A 15,006-nucleotide genomic window follows, 5' to 3' on the forward strand; every position below is an offset into this window, starting at 1 on the left:
GATAGTGGCCGGTAAAAGTAAAATGACGCAAACAGATGTCACCGGAAGCACCTCATCAGGAATTTCATCAGTAAGCCGGCCGCTTTATATTAAAAAAAAGCAGATCCCCCGGGCAGCTGCTTTTTTACTTTACGGGTTATGAAAAATTCATCGTTAAAGTCGCATTAACCTTGCGCACTTCAGGCGCCGCCCCCTCTTTAATGGTGGCTTTAATCACTGGCGTAACGGTTTTACTCTCGCCATTGATTTTTCCTGCCGGATATTTTTGCTCGCCATCAGCCAGCCACTCGTTGCCTTCCTGAGCCGGGACATCACTGCCATACAGCATTTGCAGCGTCAGGTTATCATCTTCAAGCAGATGTCCATGCGCATCATGCGCATCGCTGGTCAGCGTCAGGGATACATCCGGGATAAACTGAAACTGATCGGCTCGTTCACAGGTCAGTTCTACCGGCAGCGCCACCCTCGACTGCGGATTTTTCCTGGATACGGCTGGCACCTTAATGGTCGCAGGCACCGTTATCGAACAGCTGGGTCGTGGCACCTCAATGGTGACAATCAGTTTTGCTATCAGTTTATCTTTGATTGAGACCGGGTAATATTCCGTACCAAGCAGATTGCATTCATACACCTGGCGTTTAGAGATTATCTCCTCCGATCTTTTCCTGGTAATGGTTATCCATGCGCTGGTCTGGAATTGCGCCTCACCCGGTTTCAACTGATAACTGTCATGTACCTCTGGCAAATCGCGTAATCCGATGAGTTGCACATCAAAACCGGACGAACCGCCCTGTGCTTTGCAGCCAGCCCACTGCACCTCAACGCTGGCGGACTGGCCAGCCAGTATTGACTCATCAACCCGAACGATTATCTTTTCATCCAGCTCAACCTTTTCATGATTAATATATCGTTTAAAATTCGTTTCATTAATATGCAGCTGCGTCTCCGGAACCGCGCCAAAAGCCAGAAAGGAGAGGCTTGCAAGGAGTGCGCCCACTATTACTTTTATCATGATTTCATCTCTCAAATAATAACCTGAGCACACCCCTTGATTAACGCCTTGGGGAATACGCCTGATACCTTTACCGTTTTCTTATTCGTAGTTAATTTGCATAGTAACAACGCTTTTTACATTACCCGCCGTGACAGTAGCAGCGCTGCTTTGTTCCAGTTTGGCGGTAAAATCCATATCCACCTTATGGCCAGTCACTTTATATATCACCGGCGTGGCGCCATTGGGGGTTATCTTTTTATTCTGCCCTTCGCCGCCATACAGCAGAATTGCTACGCCGCCAGCACCACCCGATTCAGTACTCAGTGTATTGGCGAAAGCATCAGCATCCCCCGAATCCACCATTCCATTGGCGATCACAGTCACCTGAGAGGCAGCATCACCACAATCTTTCAGCTTTAAGGTGAAAGGTTTAGTCAGCACCACCTTTCCTTTACCGTTAAAATCATGCTGCGAGGCTTTGCCCATCTGTACATTAACGTCTGAACTTCCCCATTCCGGCGTACAGGTATTATCAGCGACTTCCGCCGTAATATTTACCGTGGCGCTTTCCGACGCTGCCTGTGTATTCAGGGAGACAGTAAACAGAGCGACAACCACAGAAGCCAGAGCCGCCATTTTATTGGTGATTAAAGACATCGATATTTCCTTTTTTGCTAAGAGGTAGTTATTACCTCGGTAGATTAATAAAAATATTACTTACAGGTTTCCTGAATCTGAATTAACGACTGATGCAGGTTATTTTCATTTAACTGGTAATGCGCGGCACATTGCTGGCCCGTTTCATTACCCCATTTTGCGCTGATAATGCCTTTGGCCGGCAGACCAGATAAATAGACCTGCCCCTCATCCCCCACCAGACCGCTGCTGGCGGCGTCACCGGCGTTAACGGTGGCGCCAAAAGGAACCGGCTTGCCGTTATATAACAGTGTCACCAGCGCACGAACGCCGGTATGGGCGCTGAAGTCAGCACGCACCAGAGCTCCACGCGTCGGAATAACGCGGGTCACCGCATCATCAATATCGACATTGTCATCCAGGTGACTGACATCCAGCGTAACCCGGTTCTCGCGGTATACACTGGCATAAGGCACCACGGTGTACCCCCGCCAGTCGGTGTGGATCCCGGTTTCATTTTCGACCGGCACCCCCGCCGCGCCTGGCACTGCAACTAATACATTGGTGTTGCCCAGTGGCTGCCCCAGCGTTACTCCGCTGCCGGTAGCGACTATCCCGCCGGAAGCGCCGTAACGCAGCTGGCGATAACCATTGCTGATGCCATAACCCGCAGCAACGTTGCCATAAGTACCTTTGTAATCCAGGCTGACGTCGCCATTTGTCCCTTCACGCTGTCCGTAACCCTGCGACACACTCCAGTTCAGATTATTTTCTTCCAGCGCCGTCCCACTAAGTCCCGTCTGCTGATTAAGATTACCGCCTCCGTCACGACTGGTGGTGGAGGTCGCCCAGATCTGATGCTGCTTGCTGCTGTCCTGCGCCGGACCAAACGTGAGCGGCACCGAGAGCGAAAACAGCACCGCTTTATCGGGCTGCGGCTGCCCGCCCTGCTGGCTGTAGCTGTACGCCAGCGTATAGCTGACACTGCCCCAGTGGCTGCTAAAACCGGCCTGCAACGTGTTCGTCGCCGCCGCGTTACGCCAGTATGTCTGGCGACTGCCAGTGACCGTTAACGAACCCAGCTCGCCAACTTGCTGGGAAATATTGACCTGAACACGTTCACGCTTGCTGCTGTGCAGGTTGTCATATTCACCACTATTCGGCTTCAGCGCCGTCTCTTCCAGCGTATGGAATCCCTGGGTTGAGTAACGATAGCCCGCCAGTTGCAGCGTGGTGCCGGTAGACGCCAGCGTCCGGCCATACAGAAAACGCAGCGACTGACCACCCTGCCGCGAATCATCCGCCAGGGTACTGTTCGCCTGGGTCACATCAGCGGATAACGCGCCCAATACCTCAAGATTAATTCCCGCGCCCAGCGCCAGCGCCTGATACCTTTCAGCCAGCTGGACACCGCCATAGGCAGTAATATTGTGCGGCAGTCCCCACAACAACGTGCCCTGCACAAATGACGGCGTGGCATAATTGTCGCCGCTCCGGCGATATTCTCCTGCAGTCAGCGCATAACGAATATGCCCCTGCCGTTGCAACACCGGAATCGATGCGTACGGAATGGTATATACCCGTACCGAGCCATCGGCTTCCTTCACTTCCAGCTCAAGATCGCCACCAGTTGACACCGGAAACAGATCGTTAATCACAAAAGCGCCGGGGGCGACAAACGTCCGGTAAATCACATTCCCCTGCTGCAGAACGCTGACCTGAGCATTGCTCCTGGCGATGCCTTTGATCTCCGGCGCGTAGCCGCGCTGGGTATCCGGATACATATTGTCATCCGTGGCCAGCTCAGCACCCCGATACGAAACCGCATCGAAAACCTCACTGCTGGTGCTGCTTTCACCGATTGTCAGTTCACTACGCAACGGGATAATCGTCCGCTGAACCGAGGTACTCAGATGCTGCCAGCCACTGTGATATCCGTCGCGACTTTCGTAATCGCTCCAGGTGCTGTTATCCCGCAGACGCCACGGCCCGAGGTTAATGCCGCTGTTCAGATTCAGGTAGTGGCTGCTATTGCCATAACGGCCAGCGTTTTCACTGCCACTAAACTGATAGCTGAGCAGCGCGGCATTAACGCCTTCATCCCAGCGTTCCGGCGCTATCCAGTCGTGCGGCTGAGTTTGCATCGCTGCCTGCGGCATGCTGATATCCAGCCGCATCTTGCTAAAATCAAATGCCGTATAAGCACCCGGAATATCTTTCCCCAGTACGACACAATAATCATCCGCCCGCGAACTCAGCGCGGCAAAGGCAGAAGTATTTACCCCTGTCGCCGCCAGATCTTTTATTGTCAGGCAGGCGACCAGACCGGTGGCATCATGGACCTCTGCGCTATTTTGCGCGGGCATAAAACGCACGACCCGGCTGGCGGCATTATTGCCATTTACATAGATATCGACCGGATAAGCACCCGCCAGCTGAGTCCCTTCGCGTTCAAACTGCGACAGGTCGGAGACTGAATCAGCATTACCGTCAATCATTGATGGATCAAAATGTAACTTCGCCATGGCAGAAATCGGAAACAGCAATATCAGCGACCTGGCCATCAGCGATAAAGAAAAACGTGAACAGATCAATTTATATTAACTCATGCATTATTGATGGCAGATTTAATTCCGCCAGCTAATTAAATAACTGCGTTATTTTATCTCTTTCGTTTCCGCTTTTGTGACCGCACCATGATCACTGATCGTACTGAATGTTATTGATCTGGCGCTGCCTGGCGGTAATAGCATCAGTGCATGGCTTTTCGGCGCGACCATAATATCTTTAAGCCCTTTACCCTCGTACACTATGCGCGTCAGGGTAATATAATAAGGGGTTGGGTTATCAATATTCAGCTGATTACCCTCATGCTGAAAGCGGAGATAACCTGGCGCTTTATCTGCCTCGGGCGCCAGCCCGGCAGGCCGTACAAACAGCTTGATACGGCTGGCGGTGGCAATCTGCAACACACTCTTATTCGCGCCGCTGGCCTCATCCACTGACGGAATCGCCTTGACTATAAAGTAATACAGCGATTCTCTGTCCTGCGGTAAATTGCCATTAAGCTGCATCAGGCGCAGGATATTTTCATTCTTCGGTCCGCTAAGATATAACGGCGGCGTCACCACAAAATCTTTACTTTTTTTACCGATTGCATCTTCTGTCCAGGACTGCACCAGAAAAGAGTCCGTAGCAGAGGTATTGCTGACCGTGATATTTTCCTGTTTTGCATGCAGGGGATAAACAATCCGGGTTCCCTGAACAGATATGCCACCCTCTGCTAAAGATGAAAATGCGGTTATATATGATGCCGCAATACCCAGCGCAATCAGTACCTTTTTATTAAAAGTAATAGTCATAATCCCCCCACCATTGGTAAATACGAATTAACGTTATTATATTAACCATAAGATTGCTGGCGTCTGCTATCTTGATTACAAGATTATCTGTAGCTGAATCACAGCCAGCCGTCAGGTACAGACAGAATATTCATTCTGCAGCCAGTGCCGAATCTTTATTTAAATAAGAAATTACTCAATTTCGATGCAGAGGATTATAAGCCAGCGTTGCGGAAAATTGATATACCCCGCTAAGACAAAACCCTTAAAATCAGACTGGTCAGATAAATCAGCCCATTCCAGTTTTCGGCTTATTGTCCGGGGGTATTAAAGAAGTGATATAGCAATGTCTTTATCTGGCGATAAAGACATAATGAATATAACGCGCTGATGGTAATAGCATTAAAGCGGCTGACGTTTCAATAAACGCCCTTGCCGGCCTTTCACCTCGCCATCCTCATAACTCACTACCCCGTTAACCACCACCAGATCGATACCCGGCGCTTGTCGGCAGGGATCGCTGTAAGTCGCCACATCTTCAATCCGCGCCATATCCACCAGGGTTAAATCGGCAAAGGCGCCTTCGCGCACCGCGCCGCGATCGTGCAGGCGAAAACGCGCGGCCGACATGCCGGTCATCTTGCGCACCGCTTCGGCGAGGCTGAACAGTTGCAGATCACGACAGTAGTGCGCCAGCACGCGCGGGAATGTCCCCCACAGCCGGGGGTGAGGATTAGGATCGGATGGCAAACCATCCGAACCAATCATCGCCAGCGGATGCGCGAGGATCGTGCGCACATCGTCCTCATTCATCATCGAATAAATCGCCCCGGCCGGGCGCAGGCGCTCAGTCGCCTGCCACTGATCTACCCCCCATTGCGCGGCAATCTCCTGCAGCGTCTGTCTGGCCATTTCCGGATGCGGCTCCGACCAGGTGATATAAATCTCCATCTGCCCGTCGACACGCCAGGCGTCAAGGGTGGTGGAGCTGCGCGAGTAGGGATAACAATCGCAGTTACATGACTGCTCGCTGGCGGCTTTTTCCAGCGCCGCCAGCGCCAGTGACGCACGACCCCAGTTACCCGCCCCTGCGCATTTCAGATGGGAGATCACCAGATCCGCCCCGGCATGGCGGGCGGTAGTAAACGACTCATCCAGCGACGCCAGCAGACCGTCATGTTCGTTACGCATATGGGTGGTGTACAGCGCACCCTCTGCGCCAATAATATCCACCAGCGGCTGCATCTCCGACGCTGGCGCCTGTTTCGCATTAGTATACGCCAGCCCGGAACTAAGACCGATAGCGCCGTCATCAAGCGCGCCCTGTAACGCCACGCACATTTGCGCCAGCTCCTCTGCCGTCGCCGGGCGATCAAATTGCGCCATCACATTCGCCCGCAGCGCGGTATGGCCGATCAATGCCGCCACATTGACACTGGGGCAGGCGCGCTCAACCGCATCGGCATAGTGCTGAAAGGTGGGATAGATAAAGGCCTCCTGCGCGCCCAGCAGATTTAGCGGATCCGGCGGCGGGCCTGATAAACTCACCGGCGAGGCGCTGATGCCGCAATTGCCGACAATCACTGTAGTCACGCCCTGCGAAATCTTCGCCAGCATCTGCGGCTGATCAATCAGCGTGGTATCGTCATGGGTGTGAACATCAATAAAACCCGGCATCAGGCAACGTCCGTTGCCCTCGATCACCCGCTGAGCGCGCTGATCGGCCAGATTACCGATAGCGGCAATACGGTCGCCACTGATTGCCACGTCCGCGACATAGGGTTCAGCGCCGCTGCCATCCACCACCGTGACGGCATGAAACAGTAAATCAAACGCCATATTCAGATCCTCCGTCCGGCAGCGAAATCCCAGCCTTTGCCAGGCACCGCATCCATCAGTTGTTGGGTATAGGGATGTTGCGGCGCCCCCAGCACATCGCTTGCCGCGCCATACTCAATCACTTCGCCGTGCTGCATTACCAGCACGTCGTCGCACAGCTGCGCCGCCACCCGCAAATCATGGGTAATAAACAAAATCGCGATACCCAGCCGGTTTTGAATCTCCTCCAGCAGTTGCAGCACTTGCGCCTGTACCGAGACGTCGAGCGCCGACACTGCTTCATCGGCGACAATCACATCCGGCTCCATTGCCAGCGCCCGGGCGATGGCGATACGTTGCCGCTGGCCACCAGAGAACTGATGCGGAAAACGGTCGATGGCATCAGCTGGCAGCCCGACCAGCTCCAGCAGCTGCTGACCACGGGCCCAGGCCTGCGCCCAGGAGACGCCGTGGTTCATCGGGCCTTCAACTAAGCTGTTGCCAATACTGATACGCGGATTAAGCGAACGGTTGGGGTCCTGGAAGATCATCTGAATGCGTTTGCGATGCGGCTTCAGTCCGGCGCTGGAAAGCTCCGAAATATCGTTGCCGGTGATACGTATCGCGCCTGCGTCAGGCATCAGCAGACGCATCACACAGCGCGCCATCGTCGATTTGCCAGAGCCGCTTTCGCCGACAATGCCCAGTGTGCGGCCACGCTTCAGGCTGAAGGTCACATCATGCAGCGCACGCGTACCTTCACGCCGCTTGCCGAACCAGTTAAGCCCGCCCCCTTTCGGCGGATAGATTTTTCCCAGTTCCACCACATCCAGCACCACCTGGGCGCTAATCGGCTTGCGCGCAGGCCGCGGCGTCAGGCCAGGCACAGCGGCCAGCAGGGCTTTGGTATAATCCTCGAGCGGTTGCGACAGCACCTGTTGCAGCTCGCCGGATTCAACGATATTCCCCTGGCGCATCACGCAGACGCGGTCAGCGATGTCGACCACCACCCCCATATCGTGGGTGATAAACAACACCGCAGTGCCATGCTTTTGCTGCAGTTCGCGGATCAGTTTGAGGATCTGCTGTTGCGTGGTCACATCCAGCGCGGTAGTTGGCTCATCGGCGATTAACAGACGAGGTTCAAGCACCAGCGCCATGGCGATCATAATGCGCTGCCGCTGACCGCCGCTCAGCTGATGCGGATAAGCGGCGTAAACCCGGGCGATATCCGGCAGATGCACCTGCTCCAGCGCATCCATTACACGCGCATGACGTTGCGCCGCGCTGAGGCCAGTGTGCGTTTGCAGCACTTCATCGATCTGCCTCCCTACCGTCAGCACCGGATTAAGCGCGGTCATCGGCTCCTGGAAAATCATCGCCATCCGGCTGCCGCGCAGTGCTTTCAGGCGTCGGTTGCTGACCTGCAACACATCTTCGCCATCCAGCATAATGCGCCCGCTGGTGACGCTGAGCGCACCTTTAGGCAGCAGGCCCAGCGTCGTCAGCGATGTCACCGACTTGCCCGAACCGCTTTCGCCGACCAGACACAGCGTCTCGCCAGCGCGAATGCTGAAGGAGATATCCTGCAAAATTGGTGCGCCCTGCGCAGTGCTCACCGACAGACGATCCACATGCAGAATATCGTTTTGCGCTTCGCTCATGCGCCACCTCTTTTCTTCAGTCGCGGATCGAGGGCATCGCTTACCGCATCGCCCAGCAGGTTAATCGATAAAATACACAGTGAGAGCACCAGACCCGGCCACAGCACCAGCGACGGCTTGAGCTGGAAGTAGAGGCGGCCTTCGGAAATAATATTGCCCCAGGTCGGAATTTCAGTGCCGATACCGGCGCCAAGAAATGACAGAATCGCTTCGGTCAGGATCGCCGACGCGCAGATATAGGTGCTCTGAACAATCAACGGCGCCAGCGTATTCGGCATCAGATGGCGGGTAAGCACCTTAAAGGTGGACGTACCCATTAATACCGCCGCCTCGACGTAAGGCTCTTCACGCGCCGACAGCACCCGTGAGCGCACCAGACGTACGACCTGCGGTATCTCCGGCACCATAATCGCCACCATCACCGTCCAGATGCCTGCGCTGCTCAGCGAAACGATAGCAATCGCCAGCAGGATGCCAGGTATCGCCATCAGGCCATCCATCACCCGCATCAGCAGCGCATCCAGTCCGCGAAAGTAGCCTGCCAGCAAGCCTAATGGCAGGCCAATGATTACGCTCATCGCCGTCACACCCAGCCCGACCATCAGCGAGATGCGCGCGCCATACACAATGCGTGAAAACAGATCGCGCCCGTAGGCGTCGGTACCCAGCCAGAACGTTTCTCCGGGCGGCTTCAGGCGAAACGCTGGCGACAGCGCCACCGGATCGTGACTGGCGATCCACGGGGCAAATAGCGCCATGCTGACAATCAGCAGCAGAATGACCAGCGCAATCGCCGACATCAGCGGGATGCGCGGCAGGGTGATAAAACGACGCCGCGGGGTCGGCAGCATCGCAGATACAGGTTTACTTATGCTCATGCCATACCCTCAATAACGAATGCGCGGATCGCTCAGCGCGTACGACAGATCGATCAGCAGATTGATGATCACATACACCCCGCTGGTCAGCAGGATCATGCCCTGAATCACCGGGTAGTCACGGGCCAGCACCGCATCGACAATCAGCCGCCCCAGTCCCGGGATATTGAACACACTTTCGGTCACCACCACGCCGGAGATCATCAGGGCGAAGCCGGTGCCAATCACCGTCAGAATCGGGATCATCGAATTGCGCAGCGCATGGCGGAACAGCACATGGATTTCCGACAATCCCTTGGCGCGGGCGGTGCGAATATAGTCTTCACCCAGCACTTCAAGCACGCTGGCGCGCGTCATACGCGCCACCAGTGCGATATAGACCGAGGACAGGGTCAATGCCGGTAAAATAATCCGCTGCGCAAACGGCCAGACGCCATTGCTGATGCTGCTAAATCCCTGTACCGGCAACCATTTCAGTTCAATGGCAAACAGCGTACTCAGCAGATATCCAATCACAAACACCGGCACCGAGAACCCCAGCACCGATGAGGACATCACCAGATTGTCGATCCAGCTGCCGTGTTTCCACGCCGCCAGCACCCCGAGCGGCACCGAAATCAGGATGGTGAAGCCAATTGCCACCAGCGCCAGACTCAGGGTCGGTTCAAGACGCTGACCAATCATGGTCAGCACCGGGGTCTGAGCCATCAGCGAGGTGCTGAAGTCGCCCTGCAACAGCTGTGAAATCCAGACAAAAAATTGCTGGTACAACGGCTGGTTCAGTCCCAGACTTTCACGGATTGCCGCCAGCTGATCTGGCGTCGCCATATCACCGGCAATAATCGCCGCCGGATCGCCCGGCGACAGTCGCAACAGCAAGAAGACAAACAGCGCCACCACCAGCATTACCGGGATTGCCGCCAGCACACGGCGAATAAAATAACCCAACACAGGCACCTCCTGAGGTCGTATTTAGCTGGCAATTAGTCGCTTTTCTCGACGTTCCAGAACACCGTAGAAGGCCCGGTCATCAAGTGGCTGATATGGTTGCTCCACGCCGCCACATCATAGAACTGCCCCAGCGGAATGTAGCTGACCTGGTCCATCGCGTGCTTCTGGATCTCAACCGCTATCTGTTTCTGTTTCGCCGCATCGGTAGCGGTAGCGAAATCGACTTTTAGCTGATTCATCTGAGGATCGGTCGGCCAGCCAAACCATGCGCCTTTACGTCCGCCACCATCGAGCATCGGATTAACCACCGGGTTCCAGATAGTTTCTGCATTCCAGTAAGTGAAGAACAGGTTCCAGCCGCCCTGTGACGGTGGATTCGGGTTGGCGCGGCGCGACACCAGCGTCTGCCAGTCCATCGGCTGCAAATCAACTTTGAAGCCCGCCTTACGCAGCGCCTGCGCCGCCACTACCGGTTGTGACGCCTGGCTCGGCACATCGGTCGGCTGCATAATCACCACCGGCGTACCGTCGTAACCAGCCTTTTTCAGCAGCGCTTTGGCGGCATCAAGATTACCGCCATTCAGCAGTGATTCGCCGCCCGCCTGGGTCTCCAGCGCCGTGCCACAGCCGAACACCGATGCACAGAGTTTGAAGTACTGCGGGTTACCGACCAGCGCGTCGAGTACATCTTTCTGATTCATCGCCAGCAATGCGGCGCGGCGGATATCCGGGTTATTAAATGGCGGATAGAGGAAATTCATGCGCCCGCCGGTCATCGAACCGAGCTTGCTCAGGGTACCGGACTTAAGGTTTGGATCGGCCTGCACCATCGGCAACAGGTCGATCGGCAGCTGTTCGATAAAGTCGACATCACCGGATGAGAGCGCATTAATCGCTGTCATGCGGTCCGGCATATTGACCCATTCAACGCGATCAACCTTCACTACTTTGCCGCCCGCGGTGCCGCTGGCTGGCTCTTTGCGCGGCACATATTGCTGGAATTTTTCGTAAACCACGCGGTTGCCGGGATCAAATTCGCTGGCGACAAACTTAAACGGGCCGGAACCGGTGTAATCGGTGATCATTTTGCCATCCGGCGTATTCGCTACCCGCTCCGGCATCATAAATGCCGCCACCGATGAAGGCTTCGCCAGTAGTTGCAGCACATAGCCGAAGGGTTTCGCCAGCTTCAGCGTGATGGTTTTATCATTGGTGGCGGTAATGCTGTCGGTGTACTTCATCATTAGCTGGCCGCCGACATCGTAGTGCGCCCAGCGTTTAAGCGAGGCGACGCAATCGGTGGCGGTCACCGGTTTACCGTCATGCCACAGCAGACCGTCACGCAGCGTAAAGGTGTAAGTCAGGCCATCGGGTGAAACGGTCCAGTCAGCCATTTGCGGCCTGGGGGTCAGGTTTTCATCCATGCCAATCAGGGTGTCATAAATCATATAACCGTGATTACGGGTGATCTGCGCGGTGGTGGCAATTGGATCCAGCACGCGCAACGATGAGGACATTACCGCATGCAGGGTTTTCTCCGCCGCCATCGCCGACGGGGCGGTGATGGCGGTGCTCAGGCCAATCGATAACAGACAGGCGATCAAAGAACGGGACGGATATAGTTTCACGCTTAACACTCCAGTAAAGAGCAATCCCTGGTGTCGGGAGTTGCGGTGTATGCAATGTAATAAGAGAACGCCGGATGCCTGAAACCGCGGCCTGCCGCCGTCAGGCAGTTAGCGCCAGCGCATGGTCGATATACAGCTGACGTAAACGCCGGGTCAGCGAGCCAGGCTTGCCGTCGCCGATGGCATGGTCATCGATGCTGACCACCGGATAAATAAACGAGGTGGATGAGGTAATAAAGGCTTCTGCGGCGTCCCTGACCTCATCCAGCGTGCAGCCGCGTTCTTCAAGACGCAGGCCATGCTCACTCAGCAATGCAATCAGCGCGCCGCGGGTGATACCGGGCAGCAGAGAGCGGGAAAGCTCACGCGTCACCACCACGCCGTCAGCGGTGACGATAAACGCATTGTTAGACGTGCCTTCGGTGATCAATCCCTCCTTCACCAGCCAGGCGTCGTCGGCGCCGCGTTGTCTCGCCTGCTCTTTCGCCAGACAGGCGTAAAGCAGTTGAGTGGTTTTAATGTCACAGCGCCCCCAGCGCAGATCCGGCAGGCTGATAACTTTTATCCCCTGCTCTGCCTGTGGGCTGGCGAGGATATTTTTCGCCTGGGTATAGAGCACCAGCGTTGGCGGCGTGCCCGCAGGCGGGAAAGCAAAGTTGCGGTCTTCAACGCCACGGCTCACTTGCAGATAGATCAGGCCCTCCTGCAGCTGGTTGTGGTCGATCAACGCCTGATGGATCGCCAGTAATTGATCGTTATCGACCGGCAAATCCAGCGCCATCTCGCCCAGCGAGCGGCGCAGGCGGGCAAGGTGCAGATCAAAATCCACCAGCTTGCCTTGCAGCACGGCGGTGACTTCATAGATGGCGTCGGCGAAGGTGAAACCACGGTCGAAGATCGAAATCTTCGCCTCAGTTTCCGCTATAAACTCACCATTCAGGTATACGGTACGCATAACGCGAACTCTCCAGGTTAAGGGCGTTCAACGCCAGTCTGGCGGGTGATAATGCCGTAGTGTTCAATGCGACGATGACGCGCAAAGTCGAAGATGGTGGTTTTGCCGAACTGGCACAGGTCCATATCGCAACGATGGGAAATCAGCTCATCGCCCTGCCCGCTGGCTCTGGCTACCACAAAACCGTTGGGATCAACGATCACGCTGCCGCCCATCAGGGGGAAACCATCCTCCACTCCGGCTTTCGCCACCCCCACTACCCAGGTAGCGTTCTGGTAAGCGCCCGCCTGCATACAGAGTTCAGAGTGGAACAGTCGCTTGGTTTCGCCTTCCCCGCGTTCCAGGGAATTGACTGAAGGGGTGTTGTAACCCAGCGTGATCAGCTCCACGCCCTGCAATCCCATCACACGGTAGGTTTCCGGCCAGCGGCGGTCGTTGCAGATGCACATGCCCATTACCGCGCCCTGGTTTTCCCAGGTCTGAAAACCGAGATCGCCGGGTTCGAAATAGCGTTTTTCCAGATGCTGGAAGTCACGATGGGGGTCGAATTCAACATGACCTGGCAGATGCACTTTGCGGTATTTACCAACGATATTGCCCTGGCGGTCGGTCATAATTGAGGTGTTATAGTGGTGTCCATCCGGGGTCAGCTCGGCATAACCAAAGGTGATGGCAATCCCGTGTTCGCGGGAAAAATCGAACAATGGCCGGGTCGCATCACTGGGCATTTCGCGCTCAAACCAGCTATCGACTTCGTGCTGATCTTCCATATACCAGCGGGGGAAAAACGTTGTCAGCGCCAGCTCAGGGAACACCACCAGTTCGCATCCCTGCTGACGCGCCTGCTCCAGTAACGCCAGCATCCGCTGCACCACACTTTCTCTTGAGTCGCTTTTTTGGATTGCACCCAACTGAGCGCCACCAATAACAATTTCGCGCATGCACTACTCTCCTCCACAAGGCCGACCCGGTGCCGGCTACCCTTTTGCATTGCTTAAGGTCATTGTGTGAGGTTCAGCGCCGTATGTCGTATACCAATATGTGGTCCTTGCTTAACCTGAAGTTAATCCATATTGAACAGGTGAAAACCGCTCGCGCTCAGCGCGCCGCGCAGATGTTCCACAAACCCCTGCGCAAACTGCGCCAGCGGTTCATGCCGCAAGTGCACCAGGCTGATGGTCAGACGCTCTTCGTTGAGGATCGGCAGTACCGCCATCCGTTCAGCCCCCGATGCACGGAAGGAGATCTCATCCACCACCGAAAAACCGGTGCCGTTTTTCACCAGTGCGCAGGCATGGTGCGGAGAATCAACATCAATACTCGGCCGGTAAGGCAATCCGACGCGTTCGAAAGCCTGCTTCATAAAGCTGTGGAACGGCGTATCAGCGGAATAACCGATAAACGGCACCTCCGCCAGCGCATCAGGCAGCTCGTGCGCGGGCACCCGGGTCAGCGGATGATCCGCCGGGCACACCACCATCACCCGGATATAACTCAGCGGCACAGCGCGCAGGTTGGGGTGCTCAATCGGAAACAGCGAGATGCCAAGGTCTGCCTGCTGGTCAAGCAACCGATCGCGTAACAGCATATGGCGCAGACATTCCAGGCTGACGAGAATCTTTTCATTGCACTGCCGGAAAGCACCAATCGCATCTGGCACCAGCTGATGCCCCAGACTGGGGCTGCTGGCAATCCGTAATACGCCGTGGCGCTGCTGGACCAGGTTATGCAGCGTGGTATTAACCCGCTGGATATCGCGGTATACCGATTCGACGTCACTGAACAGGCTGCGCGCCTCCGGTGATGGATAGAGCCGCCCCTTTACCCGTTCGAACAGCTGGAAGCCGATACGCGCCTCGGTGTGGGAGAGCATCCGGCTGACCGCGGGTTGGGAGACATACAGCAGTTGCGCGGCGCCGTTGATCGAACCGGTGATCATCACCGCGCGAAAGACTTCAATCTGACGCAGATTAAGCGACTGCATTCGATTTACCTCTGAAGAATGAGTGGGGTGCGCATAACGCTAAGCGCTTAACACCAGGTTATAGGGTGTTAGCAATTAGTATGCCAATGGCATCAGTGTCGCGAAAATTTCGCTGACAGCGAGGGAAGGCTCCGGTATTAATATCATTCGCCTTTTT

Annotated in this window: 12 protein-coding genes; all 12 read right to left on the reverse strand. The window is 55.4% G+C overall.

What is annotated here, in order from left to right; all coding sequences use genetic code 11:
- Window positions 1-136: 136 nt before the first annotated feature.
- The 12 genes from J2125_RS02820 to J2125_RS02875 all read right to left on the reverse strand — a co-directional run bounded on the left by J2125_RS02820 (window position 137) and on the right by J2125_RS02875 (window position 14,849).
- On the reverse strand, window positions 137-1,012 hold the full coding sequence (locus J2125_RS02820; protein WP_017800122.1) for a hypothetical protein: 876 nt from the start codon (window positions 1,010-1,012) through the stop codon (window positions 137-139).
- Between the two features lie 81 nt (window positions 1,013-1,093).
- Window positions 1,094-1,651 carry a fimbrial protein gene (locus J2125_RS02825; RefSeq protein WP_017800123.1) on the reverse strand — a complete coding sequence of 186 codons (558 nt, stop codon included), beginning with the start codon at window positions 1,649-1,651 and terminating at the stop codon, window positions 1,094-1,096.
- 56 nt (window positions 1,652-1,707) lie between these two features.
- A complete protein-coding gene (locus J2125_RS02830) occupies window positions 1,708-4,155 on the reverse strand; it encodes a fimbria/pilus outer membrane usher protein (protein WP_017800124.1) in 2,448 nt (815 codons plus the stop codon).
- A gap of 132 nt (window positions 4,156-4,287) precedes the next feature.
- Window positions 4,288-4,992 carry a fimbria/pilus periplasmic chaperone gene (locus tag J2125_RS02835; RefSeq protein WP_017800125.1) on the reverse strand — a complete coding sequence of 235 codons (705 nt, stop codon included), beginning with the start codon at window positions 4,990-4,992 and terminating at the stop codon, window positions 4,288-4,290.
- A 381-nt stretch (window positions 4,993-5,373) separates the two neighbouring features.
- Complete coding sequence (locus tag J2125_RS02840) at window positions 5,374-6,810, reverse strand: N-acyl-D-amino-acid deacylase family protein (RefSeq protein WP_017800126.1); 1,437 nt, start codon at window positions 6,808-6,810, stop codon at window positions 5,374-5,376.
- 2 nt (window positions 6,811-6,812) lie between these two features.
- Window positions 6,813-8,453, reverse strand: a complete 1,641-nt coding sequence (locus J2125_RS02845; protein ID WP_017800127.1) for an ABC transporter ATP-binding protein — start codon at window positions 8,451-8,453, stop codon at window positions 6,813-6,815.
- Window positions 8,450-9,331 carry an ABC transporter permease gene (locus J2125_RS02850; protein ID WP_026111577.1) on the reverse strand — a complete coding sequence of 294 codons (882 nt, stop codon included), beginning with the start codon at window positions 9,329-9,331 and terminating at the stop codon, window positions 8,450-8,452. Before J2125_RS02850 ends, J2125_RS02845 begins: the two co-directional genes overlap by 4 nt.
- A gap of 9 nt (window positions 9,332-9,340) precedes the next feature.
- The gene (locus J2125_RS02855; protein ID WP_017800129.1) at window positions 9,341-10,282 is read right to left on the reverse strand and encodes an ABC transporter permease; all 942 of its coding nucleotides are present in this window, start codon (window positions 10,280-10,282) and stop codon (window positions 9,341-9,343) included.
- Between the two features lie 32 nt (window positions 10,283-10,314).
- Window positions 10,315-11,910 (reverse strand): ABC transporter substrate-binding protein, encoded by a 1,596-nt coding sequence (locus tag J2125_RS02860; RefSeq protein WP_026111578.1) that lies wholly within the window; start codon window positions 11,908-11,910, stop codon window positions 10,315-10,317.
- A gap of 100 nt (window positions 11,911-12,010) precedes the next feature.
- Window positions 12,011-12,865: a D-amino-acid transaminase gene (locus J2125_RS02865; protein ID WP_017800131.1), complete on the reverse strand. Its 855-nt coding sequence runs from the start codon at window positions 12,863-12,865 to the stop codon at window positions 12,011-12,013.
- 17 nt (window positions 12,866-12,882) lie between these two features.
- Window positions 12,883-13,806, reverse strand: a complete 924-nt coding sequence (locus tag J2125_RS02870) for an N-carbamoyl-D-amino-acid hydrolase (RefSeq protein ID WP_017800132.1) — start codon at window positions 13,804-13,806, stop codon at window positions 12,883-12,885.
- 122 nt (window positions 13,807-13,928) lie between these two features.
- Window positions 13,929-14,849, reverse strand: coding sequence for a LysR substrate-binding domain-containing protein (locus J2125_RS02875; protein ID WP_017800133.1), 921 nt, complete (start codon window positions 14,847-14,849; stop codon window positions 13,929-13,931).
- Window positions 14,850-15,006 lie beyond the last annotated feature (157 nt).

This window comes from Winslowiella toletana, assembly GCF_017875465.1.
In the GTDB taxonomy this organism is placed as follows: Bacteria; Pseudomonadota; Gammaproteobacteria; order Enterobacterales; family Enterobacteriaceae; genus Erwinia; species Erwinia toletana.